The sequence below is a fragment of the Paenibacillus sp. FSL R7-0331 genome, assembly GCF_000758645.1.
Lineage (GTDB): Bacteria > Bacillota > Bacilli > Paenibacillales > Paenibacillaceae > Paenibacillus_AQ > Paenibacillus_AQ camerounensis.
The window spans coordinates 173,473-196,792 of record NZ_CP009284.1; the positions used below are offsets into that span (position 1 = coordinate 173,473).

At 49.5% G+C, this 23,320-nt stretch carries 14 protein-coding genes and 1 other RNA gene; all 15 read left to right on the forward strand.

Annotation, left to right across the window (positions count from 1 at the left end):
• The first annotated feature begins 11 nt into the window (after window positions 1–11).
• Complete coding sequence (gene tpiA / locus R70331_RS00880) at window positions 12–767, forward strand: triose-phosphate isomerase (RefSeq protein ID WP_042172039.1); 756 nt, start codon at window positions 12–14, stop codon at window positions 765–767.
• Window positions 768–769: 2 nt separating this feature from the next.
• Window positions 770–2,314 carry a 2,3-bisphosphoglycerate-independent phosphoglycerate mutase gene (gpmI, locus tag R70331_RS00885; protein ID WP_042172041.1) on the forward strand — a complete coding sequence of 515 codons (1,545 nt, stop codon included), beginning with the start codon at window positions 770–772 and terminating at the stop codon, window positions 2,312–2,314.
• 63 nt (window positions 2,315–2,377) lie between these two features.
• A complete protein-coding gene (gene eno / locus R70331_RS00890) occupies window positions 2,378–3,664 on the forward strand; it encodes a phosphopyruvate hydratase (RefSeq protein WP_039869073.1) in 1,287 nt (428 codons plus the stop codon).
• A gap of 127 nt (window positions 3,665–3,791) precedes the next feature.
• Window positions 3,792–4,052: a YesK family protein gene (locus tag R70331_RS00895; RefSeq protein WP_042172043.1), complete on the forward strand. Its 261-nt coding sequence runs from the start codon at window positions 3,792–3,794 to the stop codon at window positions 4,050–4,052.
• A 122-nt stretch (window positions 4,053–4,174) separates the two neighbouring features.
• Window positions 4,175–4,408 carry a preprotein translocase subunit SecG gene (gene secG / locus R70331_RS00900; protein WP_042172045.1) on the forward strand — a complete coding sequence of 78 codons (234 nt, stop codon included), beginning with the start codon at window positions 4,175–4,177 and terminating at the stop codon, window positions 4,406–4,408.
• A gap of 247 nt (window positions 4,409–4,655) precedes the next feature.
• The gene (gene rnr / locus R70331_RS00905) at window positions 4,656–7,568 is read left to right on the forward strand and encodes a ribonuclease R (protein ID WP_081947422.1); all 2,913 of its coding nucleotides are present in this window, start codon (window positions 4,656–4,658) and stop codon (window positions 7,566–7,568) included.
• A gap of 835 nt (window positions 7,569–8,403) precedes the next feature.
• Window positions 8,404–8,883, forward strand: coding sequence for an SsrA-binding protein SmpB (gene smpB, locus R70331_RS00910; protein WP_042172047.1), 480 nt, complete (start codon window positions 8,404–8,406; stop codon window positions 8,881–8,883).
• A gap of 198 nt (window positions 8,884–9,081) precedes the next feature.
• Window positions 9,082–9,446: a transfer-messenger RNA gene (gene ssrA, locus R70331_RS30885) on the forward strand.
• A gap of 158 nt (window positions 9,447–9,604) precedes the next feature.
• Window positions 9,605–10,420 carry an Rpn family recombination-promoting nuclease/putative transposase gene (locus tag R70331_RS00915; RefSeq protein WP_231576385.1) on the forward strand — a complete coding sequence of 272 codons (816 nt, stop codon included), beginning with the start codon at window positions 9,605–9,607 and terminating at the stop codon, window positions 10,418–10,420.
• A 318-nt stretch (window positions 10,421–10,738) separates the two neighbouring features.
• Window positions 10,739–11,638 (forward strand): class I SAM-dependent methyltransferase, encoded by a 900-nt coding sequence (locus R70331_RS00920; protein ID WP_042172050.1) that lies wholly within the window; start codon window positions 10,739–10,741, stop codon window positions 11,636–11,638.
• A 357-nt stretch (window positions 11,639–11,995) separates the two neighbouring features.
• On the forward strand, window positions 11,996–12,448 hold the full coding sequence (locus tag R70331_RS00925) for a VOC family protein (protein ID WP_042172052.1): 453 nt from the start codon (window positions 11,996–11,998) through the stop codon (window positions 12,446–12,448).
• Window positions 12,445–13,362 carry a VOC family protein gene (locus R70331_RS00930; RefSeq protein WP_042172053.1) on the forward strand — a complete coding sequence of 306 codons (918 nt, stop codon included), beginning with the start codon at window positions 12,445–12,447 and terminating at the stop codon, window positions 13,360–13,362. Before R70331_RS00925 ends, R70331_RS00930 begins: the two co-directional genes overlap by 4 nt.
• Before the next feature lie 531 nt (window positions 13,363–13,893).
• Complete coding sequence (locus R70331_RS30200; protein ID WP_052418863.1) at window positions 13,894–19,140, forward strand: rhamnogalacturonan lyase family protein; 5,247 nt, start codon at window positions 13,894–13,896, stop codon at window positions 19,138–19,140.
• Between the two features lie 162 nt (window positions 19,141–19,302).
• Window positions 19,303–20,556 (forward strand): mechanosensitive ion channel family protein, encoded by a 1,254-nt coding sequence (locus R70331_RS00940; RefSeq protein WP_042172055.1) that lies wholly within the window; start codon window positions 19,303–19,305, stop codon window positions 20,554–20,556.
• Between the two features lie 293 nt (window positions 20,557–20,849).
• The gene (locus R70331_RS00945) at window positions 20,850–23,063 is read left to right on the forward strand and encodes a pectate lyase family protein (protein WP_442950562.1); all 2,214 of its coding nucleotides are present in this window, start codon (window positions 20,850–20,852) and stop codon (window positions 23,061–23,063) included.
• The last annotated feature ends 257 nt before the right edge of the window (window positions 23,064–23,320 follow it).

Consider the following 23,320-nt stretch of genomic DNA (forward strand, 5'->3'; position numbering starts at 1 on the left):
AATACAAGATTATGAGCAGAACACCTATTATCGCAGGCAACTGGAAAATGTTCAAAACTGTTCCGGAAGCTGAAGGCTTCATCGCTGAAGTTAAAGGTAAGGCGGAAGTGGAAGGCGTGGAAACTGTAATTTGCGCTCCTTTTACCAACCTGCCTGCCCTGGTAGCAGCGGTTAAAGGCACAAGCATCAAAATCGGTGCACAAAACCTGTACTTTGAAGATAACGGAGCTTACACAGGCGAAATCAGCGGCGTTATGCTGAAGGACCTTGGCGTAGACTACGTAATTATCGGCCACTCCGAGCGCCGTGCTTATTTCGGCGAAACAGATGAAATTGTAAACAAAAAAATGCATGCGGCATTCCGCCACGGCATTACTCCTATTGTATGTGTCGGCGAAAAGCTCGAAGAGCGCGAAGCTAACCAGACTAAGGATGTTTGCAAAGTGCAAACTGAAGGTGCTTTTGCCGGTCTGAGTGCTGAGCAGGCAGCTCAGGTTGTTATCGCTTATGAGCCAATCTGGGCGATCGGTACTGGCAAATCCTCTACTTCCCAAGATGCCAACGAAGTTATTGCATACATCCGTACTCTTGTAAAAGACCTGTACGATGAAGCAACAGCTGAAGTTGTACGTATCCAATACGGCGGCAGTGTGAAGCCTGAGAATGTAACGGAGTACATGAGTCAAAGCGACATCGACGGCGCTCTCGTCGGCGGTGCCAGCCTGCAGCCTGCTTCCTTCGTTTCACTCGTTGAGGGGGCATTGTAAGGATGTCATCTCCAAGACCTGTAGCTCTAATTATCATGGACGGTTTCGGTTTGCGTAATACGGATGAAGGCAACGCAGTTGCCCAAGCCAACAAGCCTAACTACGACCGTTACCTGAAGCAATACCCGAACACTACACTTACCGCCTGCGGCGAAGCTGTAGGTCTGCCTGAAGGACAAATGGGCAACTCGGAAGTGGGTCATCTTAATATCGGTGCAGGACGGATCGTATACCAGGATCTGACCCGTATCGATAAGTCGATCCGTGACGGAGAGTTCTTTGATAACGAAACACTGGTAGCTGCTGTAAGAAGCGCTAAGACCACCGGTAAAAAGCTTCACCTGTATGCACTCGTTTCCGACGGCGGCGTGCACAGCCACATTAACCACCTGTTCGCCATGCTCGATCTGGCCAAGAAAGAAGATATGCACGAAGTGTATATCCATGCATTCATGGACGGCCGCGACGTAGCGCCTGACAGCGGACAAAAGTTCGTCCAGGATCTGGTTGCGAAGATCGAAGAAGTTGGCCTAGGTACAATTGCTACGGTATCCGGGCGTTACTACGCAATGGACCGTGACAAACGCTGGGAGCGTGTAGAAAAGGCTTACCGTGCAATGGTATATGGCGAAGGCCCTAAATATTCCGATGCTCTGCAGGCAATCACTGCATCCTACCAGAACTCTGTGTATGATGAATTCGTTGAGCCAAGTGTAATCGTGGACAGCAACGATAAGCCGGTAGGGGTAGTGGAAAGCGGCGATTCCGTCGTATTCCTGAACTTCCGCCCTGACCGTGCAATTCAGCTGTCGCAGGTATTCACTAACTCCGATTTCCGCGGCTTCGACCGCGGACCGCTCTTCCCGCAGGGTCTGCACTTCGTGTGCCTGACTACGTTCAGTGAAACGGTGCAGGGCTATGTAGCCTACTCGCCGAAGAACCTGGACAACACCCTGGGTGAAGTGCTTGTACAGAACAACAAGAAGCAGCTGCGTATTGCGGAAACTGAAAAGTACCCGCACGTAACCTTCTTCTTCAGCGGCGGACGCGATGAAGAGCTTCCCGGCGAAACACGTATCCTGATTAACTCTCCAAAAGTAGCAACCTATGATCTGCAGCCTGAGATGAGCGCATACGAAGTGGCGGCGGCCTGCGTAGCGGAGATCGAAGCGGACAGACAGGATGCGATTATCCTGAACTTTGCGAACCCTGATATGGTAGGGCACTCCGGCATGCTGGAGCCTACAATCAAGGCCGTTGAAGTAACGGATGAATGTGTGGGTAAAGTTGTGGATGCTGTTGTTGCCAAGGGCGGTGTTGCAATCATCATTGCCGACCATGGTAATGCTGATATGGTATTTGACGAGAATGGCCGGCCATTCACCGCTCATACCACCAATCCGGTTCCTTTCATCGTAACCACTGAGAATGTTGTTCTGCGCGAATCCGGTATTCTTGCCGATGTTGCTCCGACAATTCTTGATCTGATGGGACTTCCGCAGCCTGCGGAAATGACCGGACAATCCATGATTGCCAGCCGCAAATAAGCAGGGGTTCTTAAAGAATGCTTTGCAATAACCAAAACCATTGTTAAAAGGAGATTAACTTACATGACTATTATTTCTGATGTATATGCACGCGAAGTCCTTGACTCCCGCGGTAACCCGACTGTAGAGGTTGACGTTTATCTGGAATCCGGCGCTAAAGGCCGCGCTATCGTTCCTTCCGGCGCTTCCACCGGCGCTCATGAAGCTGTAGAGCTTCGTGATGGCGACAAATCCCGTTACCTGGGCAAAGGCGTTCTGAAGGCTGTTGAGAACGTTAACGAAATTATCGCTCCAGAAGTAATCGGTATGGACGCTCTTGACCAAGTGGGCATCGACAAGCTGATGATCACTCTGGACGGAACTCACAACAAAGGCAAGCTGGGTGCTAACGCAATCCTGGCCGTTTCCATGGCAGTAGCCCGCGCAGCTGCAGCGGCTCTGGACATTCCTTTGTACGTATACCTGGGCGGATTCAACGCTAAAGCACTGCCAGTACCAATGATGAACATCATCAACGGTGGTGAGCACGCTGACAACAACATCGACGTTCAAGAGTTCATGGTTCTTCCTGTTGGAGCTCCTAGCTTCAAAGAAGCTCTTCGCGTAGGCGCTGAAATCTTCCACAACCTGAAATCCGTACTGAGCTCCAAAGGCCTTAACACAGCTGTAGGTGACGAAGGCGGCTTCGCACCGAACCTTGGTTCGAACGAAGAAGCAATCACTACAATCATCGAAGCTATCGAAAAAGCAGGCTACAAACCAGGCGTTGACGTATTCCTGGGTATGGACGTAGCTTCCACTGAGTTCTACAAAGATGGTAAATACACACTGGCTGGTGAAGGTAAATCCTACACTTCCGCTGAGTATGTAGACCTTCTGGCTTCTTGGGTTGAGAAATACCCAATCATCACAATCGAAGACGGTATGTCCGAAGACGACTGGGATGGCTGGAAATTGCTTACTGAAAAATTGGGCGATAAAGTTCAATTGGTTGGTGACGACCTGTTCGTTACTAACACTGAGCGTCTTGCAACTGGTATCGAAAAAGGTATCGGTAACTCCATCCTGGTTAAGGTTAACCAGATTGGTACACTGACTGAAACTTTCGATGCAATCGAAATGGCTAAACGCGCTGGTTACACTGCTGTTATCTCCCACCGTTCCGGTGAGTCCGAAGACAGCACTATCGCTGACATCGCTGTAGCTACCAACGCTGGCCAGATCAAAACAGGTGCTCCTTCCCGTACTGACCGCGTTGCTAAGTACAACCAATTGCTTCGCATCGAAGATGAACTGGGTGAACTGGCTCAATACAACGGCCTGAAATCCTTCTACAACCTCAAAAGATAATTTCTTTTGATATAAGCATTACCAAGCCTGCCGGTTTCCGGCAGGCTTTTTATATTGTACGGTTAGATTGCATCGGCCTCTCTTAGAATGTATTCTAATAATATACATTTATGGGAGGGGTAACGGAATGATGCTGTTGGCAGGTGTTTTAGCCGGCTTACTCATTGTAATCATAAGTTTGTTTTTGTCGCGGGATAATGGCTGGCGCAGAAAGCTGATCTATTATCCGGCGATTGCAGGGCTGTCGGGCGGAGTAATCCTGCTTGTGCTCAGCTTTTTAGTGATTAGGGGCTGGGAAGGGATCGCCTATGCTTTTTTCGCCGCTCCGGTTATAGTCATCTCTGCTATATTGTTGCTGACTATAGCCTTATTAAGAAGCAGGGCGTAAACCTTAGCAGATGAATGGTTGTAATACTTTTATCGCTATGATAAAATAAAAATGCTGTTTATGAATTCGTGAAATCAAAATTACCATAGATAGTGATGCTTGGACGTAGGAGGTGGAAGTGAATGGATATCTTTTTGAAAATTGTGCTCCTGGTTTTTTCCGTCGGTCTGATTGCGGTCGTTCTTCTGCAAAAAGGGAAAAGCGCAGGTCTTTCCGGTGCCATCTCCGGCGGTGCTGAGCATCTCTTCGGTAAAACCAAAGCACGCGGTATGGAGCTCGTACTACAGCGTGTAACAGTTGGACTGGCAGCCGGATTCTTCATTATGTCGATCGTTGTTGCCGTTTTTGTTGACTAAATCTGCATACACTAAGCCTTTGCCCTGTTCTGTAAGGAATGGGGCGGGGGCTTTTTATTTTGTGGTTTTGAGCCTGCGTTAACCTTGAGATCATGATAACAGGGATGACCGGGATTGATTTCGTGTATACTAGGGTATGAAGTATATAGAGGTAAAATTTGCTTGAGGATTGACAGTCAGAAAAGGACAAGACATACATATTTGCCGGCAGCATAATGAGTGCTGCGAAAGGGCCGAGGTGACTTAATTGATAACACAGGAAATCCTACTTGATTTCATGCGGGAAACCGCTTATAAACCACTGACGTACGACGAGCTGGTCAGCCATTTTGCAATAGAGGACAGCGCTGCCTTTAAGGCGTTTGAGGATTTGCTGTCTGAGCTGGAGCAGGACGGCCGGATTGTGCTGACCCGTAACAGCCGCTATGGTGTGCCGGAACGGATGGATCTATTGCGCGGACGTCTTCAGGCTCATGCCAAGGGCTTTGCTTTCCTGATTCCCGATGACCGTGATCATCCGGATGTCTATATTCATGCCAATGACCTTAAAGGTGCGATGAACGGAGATATCGTATTGATTCGCATTACCTCCAAGAGTCCGTCAGGCGGACGGATGGAAGGTGAAGTGGTACGGATCGTTAAGCGCGGTGTGCTGCAGACTGTAGGTGTCTTCCAGAGTCTTGATACCTATGGATTTGTGCTGCCGGATGATAAGCGGATTAACCGCGATATCTTTATTCCGAAGCAGTCATTTGGCGGAGCCGTTGACGGTGAAAAGGTTGTAGTGCGCATCGTGAACTACCCGGAAGGCCGGGCATCGGCTGAGGGAGAGATTATTGAGATTCTCGGGCATAAGGATGATCCGGGAGTTGATATTCTGTCTGTCATCCGCAAGCATCAGCTGCCGGAGGCCTTCCCGGCTGAGGTGATGCGGGAAGCGGAGCAGGCTCCGGATTCGATTACGGATGAGGAGATCATTCAGCAAGGGCGGCGTGATTTGCGCGGGCTGAATATTGTAACCATTGACGGCGCAGATGCCAAGGACCTTGATGATGCGGTTAATGTGCAGCGCCTGGAGAACGGTAACTACAAGCTGGGCGTTCATATTGCCGACGTTGGCTACTATGTGCGTGAAGACTCTGAGCTGGACAAGGAAGCGTATGACCGTGGATGCAGCGTCTACTTGGTAGACCGGGTTATTCCAATGCTGCCGCACCGGCTGTCGAACGGGATATGCAGTCTTAATCCTAAAGTGGACCGGCTCACCATGTCCTGTGAAATGGAGTTCAACGAGCATATGAAGGTCGTGAAGCATGATGTCTTTACGAGCGTAATCCGGACCAAAGAACGAATGACCTATTCCGATGTCCGCAAAATCGTTGAGGATGAGGACCCTGAGCTGCTGGAACGTTATAGTCCGCTGATTGAGGATTTCCGCCTGATGAAAGAGCTGGCTATGAAGTTGCGCGGGGCGCGGATGCGGCGCGGAGCGGTTGATTTTGATTTTGAAGAGAGCAAGATTATTGTGGATGAGAACGGTAAGGCGGTCGATATTGTCAAGCGCGAGCGTTCCGTGGCTGAGCAGATTATCGAGGAATTCATGCTGGCTGCCAATGAGACGGTTGCCGAGCATTTCCACTGGCTTAAGGTGCCGTTCCTGTACCGGATTCACGAGGACCCGGATCAGGAGAAGCTGCAGAACTTTATGGCGTTTGCCGCTAACTTTGGCTATCATGTCAAAGGCCGGGGCAACTCTATTCATCCGCGTGCCCTGCAGGACCTGCTGGAGCAGATCGAGGGTACAAAGGAACAGACGGTGATCAGCACGATGATGCTGCGCTCGATGAAGCAGGCGAAATACGATGCTGAAAGCACAGGCCATTTCGGCCTGGCGGCAGAATATTATTCCCACTTTACTTCACCGATCCGCCGTTATCCCGATCTTGTCATTCACCGGGTAATGCGTGAGGTGATCGAGAACGGCGGCGCGCTGACTGAGAAACGGCATGAATATCTGGCCAGCCGGATGCCGGATATCGCACAGCAGTCTTCCGAGCGTGAACGTGTGGCGGTTGAGGCAGAACGCGACACAGAGCAGCTGAAGAAGGCTGAGTATATGCTGGATAAGGTCGGTGAGGAATTCGAGGCAATGATCAGCAGTGTGACCAGCTTCGGAATGTTCATTGAGCTTGATAATACAGTCGAGGGTCTGATTCGTCTTAGTGCGCTGACGGACGATTATTACCACTTCGACGAAGGCCATATGGCGCTCATCGGCGAGCGCACCTCCAAGGTGTTCCGCATCGGCGACGAGGTGAAGATCCGTGTCGCCAAGGTGAACATGGACGATCATACTATCGACTTCGAGCTGCTCGACATGAAGCCGCGCGCGGCGGGCGAGCACCGCAGCTACGGCGGCCGTTCCGGCAAGGGCGGCGGCTCGGCCGGAGGTAAAGGCGGCCGCGGGGGCAAAGGCAAGCCCGGCGGAGCTGGCGCGGGCAGAGGTGCTGCCGGTAAAGGTAAGTTCGTAGGAGCTACAGGCAAGGCGGGTGGAGCTACGGGTAAGGCAGGAAGTACGGGCAAGGCAGAAGGGTCTACCGGCAAGGCAGGGAGTACGGGCAAGGGCAAGTTCAAGGGTGGCGCTGCGGGCACCGGCGCCTGGGAGACGACGCCGCGCAGTGATGCGGCGGGGCTTGGCGGCGCACCGAATAGTGCGCCTGCGCGCGGCAAGCGCGGGGGCGGCGGCCCGGCTGAGGCCGCGCGCCGTGCTTTTGCCGCCCTGAACGGCGAAGCGGGCGGCAGCAGTGCGCCGCGTGAGCGCAGCGGCGGCGGAAAAGGCCGCGGCGGAGCGGCCGGAGGAGATGCCGCAGGGCGCGGCATCAGCTTCGGCTTCGGCTCCGGCAAGGGCGGCTACGGCGCGCCGGCTGGAGACGGCGCGGGCAGCGGCGAGCTGCGCGGGGTTGATGCGAGCACCCGGTTCACCAGCCGGGAGGATCGCGGGTTTGAGAGCCGCGGCAACGGCAGCGGCAAGGATAAGGGCCGCCGCAAGAAAAACGGCGGCGTCTTCATCAGCCCGGAGGCAAAGCCGGGCGGCCAGGCAAGCGGCAACGCGGAGAACGCCGTGCGCCGCAAGAAAAAGAAGAAGAAGTCTCAGGAGTAGACTGAGACTGAGGGCGCCCCAAGCAGCGCATACGGCTGCTTGGGGCGCTTTTGCGCGTCCAGCGCTCTTTTAGCATAGGAGGCGAGCACGCAGATACATAACGACTGGTTTGTTTGTAAATACGCCACAGCCGGCTTACTTGGGTACTTAAGTTAGGTCATACCAGCCACACCAGTCACACCAGTCACACCAGGCACGCGAGTCACACCAGTCACACCAGGCACGCGAGTCACACTCAGCAATTTCACGCAAAGATACCGTGTAAGCCTTATGGTTTGAGAGCCTTACGGACTCAGATGACGTTATTCTCTGCGATGTATCGTTAGGCAGCACGTTGCGGACTCCAGAGCCTTTATGTGTGACTAGACGGTGAAAAATAAGGCTTATTCGACCAAATAGCGTCATCTGGGTCCGTTAGCGGATTAAATGCTGATGATGTCACTAAATAACGTCGCCTGTGTCCGTAAACGTGCTGAGTGGGCTAAGGAGCAGTACGGCGATTGATCCATTGTTGAAGACGACGTCGGAACGAATCTCTTTTAACGGATTGGGTATTAGAAACGTTCTGTATCTCTGTTACCTTTCCTTATTTATTAAACGGTCTTCATGGTGTGGATATTTATGTTGAATGATCATATTGAGTAGACAAATTAAGTGTTTTGGACGAACTTACTGACATACAGTTGTCAAAATAGAATTCAAAAGGTTGGAGTGCGAGAGTGGGGGCAATCCGAAAGCCGTCCTTCCTTGCGTTCACCGGATCCATTTTGATACAATATAGATCTGATACTAACTCCGCTTCTTGGCGGGGAAATCGATTCAAGGAGTGACTTTCATGGGTAAAAAAGCAGACGGGAAAGTGCTCGCCCAGAATAAAAAAGCTTCCCATGATTATTTTATCGAGGACACTTTTGAAGCGGGTATGGTGCTGACTGGTACGGAGATCAAGTCGCTGCGTAATGGCCGTGCGAACATTGGTGATGCGTTCGCTACCATCCGTAACGGCGAGATTCATATCCACAACATGCATATCAGCCCTTTTGAGCAGGGTAACCGTTCTAATCCTGATGATCCGACGCGTACGCGCAAGCTGCTGATGCATAAGGTGCAGATTCACAAGCTGCTCGGCTTGTCCAAGCAGGATGGCTACTCGATAGTGCCGCTGAAGGTCTATGTACGTAACGGCTATGCCAAGCTGCTGATCGGCCTCGGTAAAGGTAAGAAGCAATACGACAAACGCGACTCAGCCGCCAAAAAGGACGCTCAACGCGATATCCAGCGCGCGCTGCGTGAGAAGCAGAAGATCGCCAGATAGTCTGGTAACGTGTGTTACCGGAAGACGGAATTCCAGATTGCTCCTTCAATTCCTTTAACCCACGTGTTAAAGTGTTGATAAATGTGCTATACTGGGTAAGTAAGATTTTTGCTTCGTGGCAGTTCTCAGGTTTGAGGCTGCAGATTGGATCTCTCTTGCTAAGAAGATCCGCTTGATCCGAAGCGCCCTTTTTAATGAGGGGCCGTTCTTGGATTCGACGGGGGTAGTTCGAGCATGAGCAGCGAGTAGTGGGGACGCGTCCGCTTCATCAACGCTAAAGCCTATTAAACGGCAAACAAAACAACAACTACGCTTTCGCAGCTTAATAACCTGTGTGCGTGCTTCTACCCTGCATCGCCCATGTGACAGGGATAGGGGCTAACAAGTAGTGGGATACGCTGTCTGGTCTCCGCCTGGGGTCAGCAGAAGAAGATAATCAGGCTGACCCAACGTATAGCCGGTTACGGGGCGATACTCGGGTGACATCAAATCCGTGACTACACTCGTAGAAACTTATGTGCCGTTATCTTCGGACAGGGGTTCGACTCCCCTCGGCTCCATATGGAGTATCAGTGAAAGACACCTTTAGGGGTGTCTTTTTTCGTTGTATAGATTTTTTTAATGCTGATAATAGTTAGATTAATCTGAGGGACTTATACCTCTTTACAGGGTTCAAAACCCTTAGGAAATGCTATAATAATAAAGAATGGAGCTGATGCCGATGGAATTACTCGACCCGCGGGTAGATTTTGTATTCAAACGGATATTTGGCAGTGAGAACAATAAGGATGTGCTGCTGGCATTTCTTAGCCGTATATTTACGGAAGCTGGCGAGCCACCACTGACCGAGATCATCCTAATGAACCCTTATACGGATAAAGACGATCCACTCGACAAGCAGTCCATTTTTGATGTTTATGCTAAAACTTCTGAAGGTAAACTAATTGATATAGAGATGCAATTATTTAATAAGTACGACATAGAGAAAAGAACACTCTTTTATTGGAGCAAACGGTATGCGAGTCAACTCAGTGAGGGTGAGAAGTATCTAGAGTTGAAAAAATGTGTGACGATTAATATTTTAAACTATGCGTTCCTGAAGAATGAGCAATATCATAATGTATTCCATTTGCGTGAAGACCGGACAGGAATAAAGTTAATTGATGACATAGAGGTTCATTTTCTAGAGTTGCCGAAGCTAGATGAACGTAGTGTACCGTCTGAAGGCGGACTGATCAATTGGTTGCTTTTTCTGAAAGGTGCCGATACATCACAATGGGAGGTGTTGAAGATGAATGAGCCAGGATTGGAAAAAGCAATGGATACCCTGCAATATCTGAGTCAGGATTCGGATGCTAGACGATTGTATGAGGCCAGGCAGAAGTATCTGCATGATGAGGCTTCTATGCTGGGAAGTGCAGAAATGGCAGGTATAAAAAAAGTGGCTAAAAATATGCTTGATTTAAATCTGGACATAACGACCATAGTAAAGGCCACTGGATTAACAGAGCAGGAGATCAATGCTTTGAGGAAATAGTGAACATGGAAGTGTCGTATGAGCGGATGCTCCCGGTTACGGGGCGATACTCGGGTGACATCAAATCCGTGACTACACTCGTAGAAACTTATGTGCCGTTATCTTCGGACAGGGGTTCGACTCCCCTCGGCTCCATATGGAGTAGACTGAAAGACACCATTGATGGGTGTCTTTTTTGTTTTCAAATGAAATAAGAAAAAAATTATCTATAGGAGCATTATATTTTCTAACAGTGAAATTAAACATTTTAGTAAAAGGGTTTTAATAATATACTCTTGATTGGAACGGTATTCCATTTATTGAGATTGAGGTGAGCTTATGGATATCTATTGGTCAACCCTTATTCAAGGTCCTAAGACTTTAGATTACACAAGAGAGCTTAGATTCAGCGATGACCGAAAGGATTGTTTTATCAGAGCATTAGGATTACAGCCTGGAATGAGTATAGTCGATCTTGGATGTGGTCCTGGAACATTGACCCGAAAAATATCGAAGTGGCTGAATCATGATGTTTCTCTCATAGGTATTGACCGCGATTCTACTTTTGTTGAGTACGCCAGGAAAGAAGCTCAAGAGCAGAGGATAAATAATATTACATACATGCAAGGCGATATACTTAAAATTCCGCTTCCTTCTGATTCTGTTGATGCCTGCCTATCGCATACGGTGATCGAACATGTTCCAAATCAGGATTTTCTACTTGAACAACAGCGAATATGTAAATCAGGTGGGGTGGTCTCAGTGATGAGCGCTCGTCCTGATAAAAGCATTGTCTCTACGTCGTTATCAGCTCCACATGCTGGGATATCAGTTAGGGAACAAGAGTTATGGAAACCGATTCATGACATCTGGTCGAGGAAAGATTCTTCGAGGGGAATTGGAAAGTATGCAACAGAGCCTTCAGTATTACCATTACTATTCGAGGAACTTGGTTTCGTTCAAATAGAAGTAGACGCAATTACCTTGCCGGTAATTCTGGATAACTCAAGTAATTCCATTGAGCAAAAGCTAAGAATGGTAGAGTTGGAGCGTCAGCAGGCCATAGAAGGATTAGAAATGGGATTAAACCAATTTGACGGCAAGTATACATATGCTGAGGAACTCAGAGCATTGATCTGTCAGCGGTACGATAAGCGTAAAGAACTCATCATAAGCCAGAAAAGAGTATGGGACTTTCAAATTTATATGCTATTTGTAGTGCGTGGAATTAAACCCTGATTATCTGATGCCCTGCAATCGATATCTGTACAACCGTTTAATGAGCCTCAAATTGAATTTTAGGATTCCAGAAAGAGGAAGCTGTCTTAGTTGGATTTCTGAATATCGCAGCTTTTCAAAAGAGCTCTAAAGATCGGAGTTAGAGCGGTAATTTACAAGGTTGGAATGAAAACTAACGTTTAGACTCCAAAAACTCTCGCTACCTGCAAGGGTGTTTCCCCCACCAGCACCCCATTTCCTAAATCTACTATTACAATATAAAAAGCGTTCATATGTTCGTATAATTTCGTTTATTTCCCTAAAATTTTGTGTATAATAGAGCTGACTGACCAACTTGTTCCAAAGGGGATGAAAATGATGTCAATCGGTTTGAATCCGTATTTTGTTTTTAATGGAAACACAAGAGAAGCGCTGCATTTTTATGAAAAAGCGCTGCGCGGGAGCGTGGTCGGGATCATGACGTTTGGGGATCTGCCGGAGAATCCGGATCATCCGCTGACGGAGGAGATGAAATCCCTCATTATGCACGCACAATTGAAGGTAGGTAATGCTGATCTTATGTTTTCTGATACTTTTCCGGGCACTGAACATCAGGCGGACGGGGATACGGTTCAGATTGCGGTTCATCCTTCAGAGGAGGCAGAAGGGCAGGAGATTTTTGCTGCGCTCGCAGTCGGCGGTCAGGTGGTCATGCCTCTGCAGAAGACGGATTGGAGTCCGTTGTATGGGATTGTTAAGGACAAGTTCGGCGTTACTTTTCAGGTGGATGTTGCTCCGAATGGGCAAGCAGCCGGGGAGGAAGAACGGTGACCAATCATAATCAGTCCATTGTGCCGCATATATGGTATGACAAAGAAGCGGTAGAAGCCGCTAATTTCTATGCCGCTGTTTTCCCCGAATCCAAGGTTACGAGTGTTCATACACTGCGTGACACACCGTCAGGCGACTGTGATCAGGTTTCTTTTGAAATATGGGGACAGAAGTTTATGGCGATCAGTGCAGGGCCTTATTTTAAGTTAAATCCGTCCGTGTCCTTCTTCGTTAACTTTGATCCGTCACGCGATAAGGACGCAGCTAAGCAAATAGATGAGATCTGGAGCAAGCTATCTGAGGGCGGACAGGTACTAATGCCGCTTGATAAATATCCGTTCAGTGAGCGGTATGGCTGGATTCAGGATAAATTTGGCGTGTCCTGGCAGCTGATGCTTACGAATCCGGAGGGCGAGGAGCGGCCGGCTATTATTCCGTCCTTTTTGTTTGTAGGTGATCAATGCGGTAAGGCGGAAGAGGCGATGTCTCTCTATTTATCCGTATTTGGCAACTCACAGCAGGGAACGATTGCCCGCTATCCTAAGGGCTCGGAGCCTGACCAGGAAGGGACCCTTATGTTCGCTGACTTTAGGCTGGGTAACCAGTGGTTTACCGCAATGGACAGTGCACATGAGCATAAATTCAGCTTCAACGAGGCAATCTCCTTTATGGTGAAATGTGATTCGCAGGAGGAAATTGATCATTACTGGGAGAAGCTGTCGGCCGTTCCCGAGGCTGAGCAGTGCGGCTGGCTGAAGGATAAATTCGGTATTTCGTGGCAGATTGTACCTTCTGAAATGGACGAGCTACTGGGAAAAGGAACACCGGAGCAAATCGCGCGTGTGACGAAGGCTTTTATGCAGATGAAGAAATTCGACCTTGCAGTATTGCATAAGGCTTATAGGGGCGAGTAAGAACATCGTTCCCGGCCTTTGCCGGAAGGAATACTATAGTGTGTAAGAAAGCGGTGAGAGGCAGAACTCTTACCGCTTTTTTTGATGTGCCTGGGCTGTTTTAATAGAAAATTCAAAATAGTAGTAAACGTTCCAAAAAGTCCAACCCGAGATATTATGCACAAATGTAGATTGTTACTAATGCGTTAATCACGGGCAGCTACAGGGAGATATCTTAAAAATTCGTTAAATTTGATTAGAATATGCGCCTAACCCTCACTTTTGATAGATGATCAAAAATGATAATAGAAATCAGTAGCCATGATTTACAGCGCATTCAGCGATGGCTTACAATCTGACATATCTTTGGCAATCCATGCAAGAAGATCTGGAGCCGGTCTAATAAATTCATAGAGAATTGAGGTGAGCAGAAAATAGAAAGCGCTTTATTTTAAATCTTCATTTGAAAGCGCTTAACTCAGTAGACCTGGAGAGCGAACTTTTTCAGCAGGACCTGGCAGCTTCATGATTTTACAAAGAGGAGTGAAGGTATTGAAGAGAAGGCTTAAAAAGTACATGTCTGCAGTTCTCACAGCTTCAATGGTAATTACGCTGATGCCCTCAATGGTATTAGGTGCACCCGAAGGCGGCGGCCCCTCAACTGCAGCAGTAGCTTTGACACAAGTGGGCGGTGTTTTGGATTTTGAAGATGGCGAGCTGGCAGGGACAGTAACCGGTGCTCCGGCAGCCACTGGCTCCGGGTCTGTTACAGTAGCTGTCTATGAATCAAATAAAGCACTTCGCGTACAACCTCCATCCGATACGGATTCAAATGAGGCCAAACAAGCAAGCTACTGGTGGACGCTTCCCTTAAATAGCGGTGAATATGACCTTACCGGCAAGGATCAGGTTGAAGTATCCTTTGACTGGTGGGCTGATATTACCCGTCCCGGCGCCAACTCGCTTGATGTCCGCCTAAATAACGGGACAGATCAGGTTATAACGCTGCGGACTGCCGGCGGCGGAACGAATGCAGACTCACCGGCGGCCATATCCTATTACGCCGGTAACATGAACGCGGCCAATGCTCCGGCAACAGGCACGTCCATTGCTGCGCTAACAGGCGTGCCGCGACTGACCAAACTGTCGGCAACCCTGAGTCTTAATCTTTTGGCCCAAGTAGCGTCAGTCAGCGTTACCGACGGTGGTTCCAGAGTATACACTTCGCCGCAGCCGATCGCAATTGGTTCCGACAAGCTGACCAGTATGAGCATCGGGGCAAGCCGGGCAAGCGGACAAAACTGGGCAAGATTTAACGCAGTAACGGGCGTTGACTGGGATGAAGACACGTATGGCATGCGCGTTGATAATATTCTCTTCAAGGCGGCAGCATCCGGCGGAGTGAAACCGGTCATTAACCCGAGCGAATTAACGATATCTCCTTCTTCCGCTGCTCATCTGGAATATGGAGAGGGTTCGCTGGCAGACAAGCATTCAGCCACATACAGTGCGGTTGTAATGCCTGTTAATGCGACCGACCGGACGTTTACATGGTCTATCAGCGACGAGAAGGTTGCTGCGATAGCGGTAAATCCGGATATGAGTGTAAAGGTAACCGCAATCGGTGCAGGCGAGGCTACTCTTACAGCTGTGTCCACAATGGAGGGGTCTGTTAAGAACAGCGTGCCGGTCACAGTAAAATATGTTCCTTCCGTTACAGAACCAGCTCCGGACTTTTCTGCTCTGTTAGCAGAAGGATATACGCAGGAGTTCGGAAGCAATTTTGCTGCAGGCGGAACAGCTCCGCTGTGGATATTTGCCGGGGGCAACTATCACACGATTGCCAGAGAGGAAACGCCTCAGGTTAATAACTATTTCAGATTTGATGCATCCGGCTCAGGCAACCGCGGCGGCAAGGGAGACTTGCCCAAGGCTGTCTCCGGCAGTAAGGTCTATGTTCATTTAGACTGGAAGGTTCCAGCGGTTACTACACTGCAGAATACGTTTAACCTGAGCTTCCAGGACGGGGCCAATGTTCTGCTTAGTCTAAGAACAGGTACCTATGACGGGGCGAGAACAATAGGTGCGTTTGCAGGGACCCTGCCGGGGCCGACCGGACCTAACCCGGCTAACTTCTGGAGCAGTGACCGTTACCACGCCTTTACTTATAACGAAGTAAATGTATGGTATAAGGTAGGTGTTGAGTTTGATTTTGATACAATGCTCGCCACAGTTTCCCTTGTTCCTAGAGATGCTGCTGAGGCAGTGCCGTCTGTGCTGACGATTCCTTTTGAGGGCAGCCAGATCAGCTCATTTGTCCTTACAGGTGAGCGCGCAGGCGGAAATAACGTCGGTGTTGTTGATAATGGCATAGATAATTTGTATTTCTTTACTAAGCAGCTTTCAGCTGACACGATTGTCGAAGTGCTGCCGTACGAGTTCTTGGCGGAGCGCCCTGAAACAGCAGACAGCAATACATTGCAGAGCTGGTTCAAGACCGTGTACATCGGCGATGTTGCTGACGAGGCAGGGCTTAATCTGCCGGCAACCGTTAAGGTTAAGCTGGCGGACGATACTACTGCGGAAGTAGGCGTAACCTGGGCATTAACAGAAGCCCCGTGGTCTGCCCCGGCAGCAGAGCTAGTGTATACAGCAGATAAGCAGGGCGTATTCTCCTATGCAGGAACGCTTACGGGTGTTGCGGATGTCGCAGTTAACCGGATGGGGTTAAAGGCGAAGCTGTACATTGAGAACCGTCATAAAGAGAAGATTACCTCCAGGCCAATCTCAATGGAATGGCTGGATAGAGGGGTAGTAGCAGTTCCGGTGAACAGCGGCAACGGTGTGCTTGTAACCTGGCGTTTGCTATCCTCTGAGTATAACAAAGGCTTAACCTTCAACGTATTCAGAAACGGGGATAAAATCAATACATCACCGGTTACTGTACTGGATTATGTGGATGCAGGCGGCACAACCGGAGACGTATACGAAGTACAGACCATAAGCACTGGTGCAGTGAGCAAGCCCGCGACGGCATGGGCCAATAATTATATTGATATTCCGCTGCAGAGACCGGCAGATCGTGATAATCCGGCACTTGCCTATGGTGCAACATCGAATGCCGAGCCCATTACCTATACAGCTAACGATACCTCTGTAGCTGATATTAATGGTGATGGACAGTATGAGATTCTTGTAAAATGGTATCCGTCCCAGGCACAAGATCCGGGCCTCACCAACAGGCACACCGGCGAGACGATCTTTGATGCCTATACGCTGGAAGGGAAATTGCTGTGGAGGATTAACCTGGGTATCAATATCGTGTCCAGCGCGCATCACAGTGCCTTTAATTTCTACGATCTGGATCAGGACGGAAAAGCGGAGTTTTCCGTTAAGACAGCCGACGGAACAAGAGGATATCTTCCTAAAGCAGATGGCACTATTGATGATCTGACGGACACTCCTGCCTGGGTGTTGGGCGACCCGGAAGCGGTATGGGTAGGCGGCCTTCAGAATCCGGCAAAAGATAACCAGATCAATAACACGGCGCTGGGCAGAGTGGCGTCCGGCCCGGAAACCTTTACGGTATTTAATGGAGAAACCGGGAAGCCGGCTGATACCGTTGATTATTTTGCACCGTACAGTATTAGCGCAAACTGGGGCGATAACAATAATAACCGCAGCGACCGCTTTAATGGAGCTGTTGCCTATATGCCGAAAAATGGTGAATACGGCGCGGAGCCTTATCCTACGGTTATAGAGGTGCGTGCCCACTACGGCCCGCAGTACGTAGCTGCCTATCAGTTTATTGACGGTAAAATTGTGGAGATTTGGACGTTTACGCTGGCTGACTGGAATGCCGGCAACAATCAGGGCAATCACAATGTACAGGTTGCCGATGTGGATTATGACGGTTATAACGAGGTTGTGCTTGGCGGTATCACGATCGACCAGGACGGAACGATTGTATGGAGCACAAACGGTACTAGAGGGACAGTGGCCGGAGGACACGGGGACGCGCTGCATGTAGCCGCAATGGTGCCTGACAGCAACGAAATCTATGTTTTCCAGCCGCATGAAGCCAGTCCGCCGAACAACGTAACCCTGGTTCGCGGTTCCACAGGGGAGGCTGTGTGGACATATTCAGCTAACCTGGGCGATGTTGGGCGCGGCGTTGCAGCCAATGTAACTCCTTTACCAGGCTTTGAGGTTTGGGCTGTAGGAACGCCCATGTATAATATTGTGAGCGGAGAATTGATTACAAGTGATGTAGGCGGTATCGGTGTTTCTAACAAGGCACCTGTTAACTTCATCCTGTATTGGGACGGAGATCTGCTGAGCGAGTTCTTTGACGGTCCGGATAACTACAACTCAACAGTTGCTCCTTCGATTACGAAATTTAATTATGATGTGGCAACGGAGCAAAGTGAGCTTACAACGCTCCAGACCTTAACCGGAACGTATTCCAACAACGGAACCAAAGCAAACCCAAGCCTGATTGCTGATATTTTCGGCGACTGGCGTGATGAGGTTCTTGTCCGTACTGATGACAATAATGCGCTGAGAATCTACACGACCGATATTCCGACAGACAATGTGATTTATACGCTGATGCATGATCCGCAGTATCGTCTGGCGGCAAATTCGCAGAACGCCATGTATAACCAGCCGGCACATCTGAGCTTTTACCTGGGTGAAGACATCCGGGATGAGGTTCAGAATATGCAGCTTCCGGTGTCTAACATTTACTACACTGTAGAAGTGGACGAGACACCGGCAGAGAATTCTATGCTGTCTGTAACTGAGACCACATACTACTCGAATGCGGGAGCCGATATCACGGTAACGGTAACATTAAACGGCAATACGCTTAGCGGAATCAAAAAAGGCGAAACGGCACTTGCTGACACCGACTACAGCCTTGCTGCTGTAACCCCGGATGGCAAGCAGGAGGTTACAATTAAGAACAGCTATCTGGCGACACTGTCGAATGGCGATATTCTGACCTTCGTCTTCAGCGCAGGTGAGCCTGCTAACTTAAAGATTATGGTAACGGTGTACCAGAATAATAATCCGGCACCTAATCCGGTAGCCCCGACGCCAACTCCGGGTCCTACAGCAGGTCCTGGCTCTGGAACAGATACAGGCTCTCCTGCACAGACGCCGACACCGGACAGACCGGTATTCAAGAGTACCATCGCAAACGCAGAGCAGATAAAGGCTAAGCTGCAGCAATCCCTGCAGGCAAACCAGCCGGTCAGCTTCTCTGACGTGCCGCAGACGCATTGGGCTGCAAAAGCAATTCAGGCTGCTTCACAGCTTGGCATTGTTGAAGGCAACGCTAACGGTGCATTTAACGGTTCAAATAATGTAACCCGGGCTGAATTCGCTGCGATGATCGTCCGTACGTTAGGCATGGATACGGCAGGAGGAACAGGTTCCTTCTCCGATACCAGTGGCCACTGGGCGGATACCTATATCAGCGCATTGCATCGCGCAGGTATTGTAAACGGTGCCGGCAACGGCAGCTATAGTCCTAATCAGCAGATCACCCGTGCTGAAATGGCTGCAATCCTGGCCCGTGTGCTCGACATGAGTGCTCCTGCCAATGCAGCCGGGTTTTCCGATCTTAGCAATCATTGGGCTGCGGACAGCATTGAACAGCTTAGCAGAGCAGGTATCGTATCCGGTATGGGCAATGGTAAGTTCGCACCGAACGATACAGCTACCCGTGATCAGTCGGTAACGATTATCATGCGGATGCTGAATATCGTGCTTGATCTGGGTCTGGACCTGTAAGACTTGATATCTGTTAACAAACAGCCCCGCGGTGGATGCCGCGGGGCTGTTACTTATCGTTTTGCATTTCGCTGAATATATACATACAATGGAACCGATTTTTGCGTAACTCCGGGTACTCCTTTATAATGATAGGCCAGTGCTTGAAGACAGGAGGAAGCTATGAATTTTATTAAGAATCAGCTGTTGGAGTTTGGTGTAGGCGGGGTGATGCTGGATTATCTTTCGAGTATAATCATGGTCGTTTTTATAGCACTGCTCTGTGTACTGGCTAATTTTGTAGTCAAAAAGATTGTGCTGCGGGTCATCATTCATATCATCCATAACAACCGGTATACGTGGGATAACATTATTTTGGAGAAAAAGGTGTTCCACAAGCTGTCCCATCTGGCGCCGGCCTTCATTATCTACTACTCGGCTTCTATTTTTCCGTCATTTCAGTCCCTGATTGAAAAAGCGGCAATGACCTATATGATTATCGTAACCATCACGATACTGAATGCGCTGCTTGATGCGGTTGATGCGATTTACCGTTCCTTTGATGTCTCTAAGATTAGACCGATTAAGGGCTACATTCAGGTTGCCAAAATCATTCTGTTCATCATTGGCGCCATTGTGGTAATTTCCAACCTGATCGGGCAGAATCCGTTGATCATTCTTAGCGGGCTGGGGGCTTTATCTGCGGTGCTGATGCTGATTTTCAAGGATTCCATACTGGGCCTGGTGGCTGGTGTTCAGCTGTCCTCCAATGATATGGTGCGGGTCGGCGACTGGATTGAGATGCCCAAATATAATGCGGACGGAGAGGTCATCGACATTACCCTGAACACTGTAAAGGTGATGAACTTCGATAAAACGATCACAATGATTCCCAGCTACGCGCTTATTTCAGACTCCTTCAGAAACTGGAGGGGCATGCAGGTATCGGGCGGGAGACGGATCAAACGCAGTGTGTATATCGATACGAGCAGCGTGTGCTTTTGTACCAGGGAAATGATTGAGGAGTTTCAGAAGATCCACTATTTAAATGATTATGTAACGGCGAAAATAAGTGAGATTAATGACTATAATATCGAGCATCAGGTCAATACGGAGAGCAAGGTGAACGGACGGCAGCTTACGAATATCGGTATATTTAGAGCCTACATTCAGGAATATCTCCGGAATCATCCGAAAATTCATAAGGATATGACGCTGCTTGTCCGCCAGCTGGCACCGGGAGATAACGGGCTGCCCCTGGAGATCTACGCATTCAGCAATGACACCACCTGGGGCGTGTATGAATCGGTGCAGGCAGATATTTTTGATCATATTTTTGCGGTTATCCCAACCTTCGGGCTGCGGGTATTCCAGAATCCGACGGGCCATGATATTGTTCATTTACATGAGAAAGCGGAATACTCGCGGAGCTATTGAGAAAAGAGTTGCAGGCAGCCCTAACCGGCTGCTTTTTTTGGTAATAAAGAATGAATGCGTTCTTTGGTTCCCCGCAAAGCACACGAGTCAGCATACGGGTACAGGCTCACATTGTGGGGTTGTTTTGCTGTGGTCCCGCCCGCCTGTAGTCCGCAAGCAGGGAAGAAAACGATCATCCCTCTGTCAAATAATCATTAAGCCAGAATTCTGCAATACAGCTTGCGATATGAGTAAATGATTGTTTCGCAACCGCTTACACGGGGATATGCTGAGGGTGTTTCAGGACCTAATTTATGGGAGGGAATGAAGTGAAGAAGAGGATAGCAAGGGTAACAGGCATTTTGCTTTTATTTTCAATGGCATTATCTTTGGTGGCAGGCAACTGGGCAAGCCCTACAGTACATGCGGCAGGGTTATCGATTACCGGAAGCGGAGGCTGGAATGAAACGGCTTATGCAGAGTGGTCGCCGGTAAGCGGTGCAACAGGTTATAACGTATATGTGAAGCAGGCAGGCGCAGCGGACTCACAGTATCAGCAGCTGGACAATCAGCTAATCCGCAAATACGCCTCCTATTGGAGGGCGGATGCAGTCGGGCTGGCCGCCGGAAGCTATGTAATGAAGGTAGTGGCTGTGCTGTCAGGAGGAGGAACCGCGGACAGCGTAACAGGCACGCTGAATGTAACGGCGCATGACCGGTCGGGATTTGCCTTTTCACCAAGCTCTCCCTTCGGTACAGGCTCCGGCGCTTATAACGCCAACGGAACGCTGAGAACTGGCGCAGAGGTCCTTTATATTACCTCGCAGACCGCTCAAACAGTAACCCTGCCTGTCAAAACGAGCAGCTCCGGTACGGTGCAGACCGGTGTTGGTCTGGGTGATATTTTGAATCTGCGGCAAAAGGGTTATGATACAACTCCGCTGGCCATCCGGCTTATCGGGAAGGTAACGGCTTCGGATCTGAGCGGTCAGCTGAACAGCAGCGGTTATCTGCAGGTCAAAGGCAAAAATAATTTTTCGGAAATGAATATAACCATCGAAGGAATCGGCAAGGATGCTTATGCATACGGCTGGGGGCTGCTCCTCCGTTATGTGGGCAATGTAGAAGTAAGAAACCTGGGGCTGATGCTGTTCCCTGACGACGGCGTGTCGATGGATACCGGGAATGCAAATGTGTGGGTGCATAATAATGATATTTTCTACGGAGCGGCAGGCGGGGATGCGGATCAGGCCAAGGGTGACGGCTCGACCGACCTCAAGAACGGTTCTTCCTATATTACTATCTCCTATAACCATTACTTTGATTCGGGAAAAGCTTCACTGGTCGGCCTGACTGAGCCATCGGAATTCTATGCTACCTTCCATCATAACTGGTTCGATCACTCGGACTCCCGCCATCCGCGTATCCGGGTAGCGTCTGTCCATATTTATAATAACTATTTTGACGGAATCTCCAAATATGGCGTGGGTGTTACAAACGGAGGCTCCGCTTTTGTAGAATCCAACGTCTTCCGCAATGCTAAATATCCGATGATGATCTCCCTGCAGGGCACGGATGCACTCGGGGAAGGTACCTTCTCCGGCGAAAACGGCGGGATGATCAAGGCGTATAACAATCAGGTGACGGGTGCAGCCAGCCTGATCTATGCTAACTCCGGCACGGGGACTGCTGCGGCTAATGCGACCTCTTTTGATGCTTATCTGGCATCCTCAAGAAGTGAGAGTGTCCCGAGTTCGTTCAAAGCTTTAAAAGGCGGAACAGCCTACAACAACTTTGATACGTCCGTGAATACGGGAGTGAGTGCCTCTGCGGTTGACAGCGTAAGTGCGGTTGAGCAGAATGTAAGAGCAAAAGCCGGGCGCCTGGGCGGCGGCGACTTTAGCTGGACCTTTAACAATGCAGTGGATGATATTTCGTATGCGCTCAATGCCGCACTGATGTCGGCGATACGGGGTTATACTACCCAGCTGGTCTCTGTAGGTGGCAATTCCGGTGCCACACCAACGCCTACGCCTACACCGGCAGCAACAGCAACGCCTACGCCTACACCGGCAGCAACAGCAACGCCTACGCCTACACCGGCAGCAACAGCAACACCTGCGCCTACAGCGACTCCTGCACCGACAGCAACGCCTGTGCCAACAGCAACTCCGGTACCGACATCGACCCCGGCTGCGGGAGCGTCTGTCCATAACTTTACGGCATCCGGAAAAACGAGCAGCTTCTATACTATTCAAGGTAATCTCTCTACCAGCAAAGGGACGGTAGTTTACAATGGCCTGACCCTGACCCAATGTCTGAAAATCGAGAGCTCGACCAGCATCCAGTTTACGGCTGCAACAGCATCGACGTTAACCCTCGTGTTCAACGACGAAGGAACGCAGATTAAAGTAGACGGAACAAGCTATCCGATCACGAACCGGATCGCAACGATTCCGCTTGCGGCGGGGGCGCATACGATTACCAAGGATAGTACGGCGAATTTATTTTATATGAAGCTGGAGTAGAGTGGGGGAGCGGCCTTTCGGGGCCGCTTTTTTCTGATGGTGCGGCTGCGATTTATATTGCGGAATCTATATTGCGATGCTATAAAAATAGACTGAAAGGCAGGGTGCCGTGCTTCCTCTCCCCTGCTTTTTTAATATTTGTCTATGTACTTGGTTTTTGTTCATATTTGATCAAAATTGGGCCTAATCTCCTAAAATTTAATAGAAAGAATTTCCACTGCATAGTATGATGAAATCTGGTAAAAACCAACAACAAG

Excerpts from the sequence above, each read along its gene's own strand:
- eno (WP_039869073.1), top strand. The coding sequence starts at position 2,378 with ATGACTATTATTTCTGATGTATATGCACGCGAAGTCCTTGACTCCCGC.
- R70331_RS00895 (WP_042172043.1), top strand. The coding sequence starts at position 3,792 with ATGATGCTGTTGGCAGGTGTTTTAGCCGGCTTACTCATTGTAATCATA.
- secG (WP_042172045.1), top strand. The coding sequence starts at position 4,175 with ATGGATATCTTTTTGAAAATTGTGCTCCTGGTTTTTTCCGTCGGTCTG.
- smpB (WP_042172047.1), top strand. The coding sequence starts at position 8,404 with ATGGGTAAAAAAGCAGACGGGAAAGTGCTCGCCCAGAATAAAAAAGCT.
- R70331_RS00925 (WP_042172052.1), top strand. The coding sequence starts at position 11,996 with ATGTCAATCGGTTTGAATCCGTATTTTGTTTTTAATGGAAACACAAGA.
- R70331_RS00945 (WP_442950562.1), top strand. The coding sequence starts at position 20,850 with ATGGGAGGGAATGAAGTGAAGAAGAGGATAGCAAGGGTAACAGGCATT.
- tpiA (WP_042172039.1), top strand. The coding sequence starts at position 12 with ATGAGCAGAACACCTATTATCGCAGGCAACTGGAAAATGTTCAAAACT.
- R70331_RS00920 (WP_042172050.1), top strand. The coding sequence starts at position 10,739 with ATGGATATCTATTGGTCAACCCTTATTCAAGGTCCTAAGACTTTAGAT.
- gpmI (WP_042172041.1), top strand. The coding sequence starts at position 770 with ATGTCATCTCCAAGACCTGTAGCTCTAATTATCATGGACGGTTTCGGT.
- R70331_RS00915 (WP_231576385.1), top strand. The coding sequence starts at position 9,605 with ATGGAATTACTCGACCCGCGGGTAGATTTTGTATTCAAACGGATATTT.
- R70331_RS00940 (WP_042172055.1), top strand. The coding sequence starts at position 19,303 with ATGAATTTTATTAAGAATCAGCTGTTGGAGTTTGGTGTAGGCGGGGTG.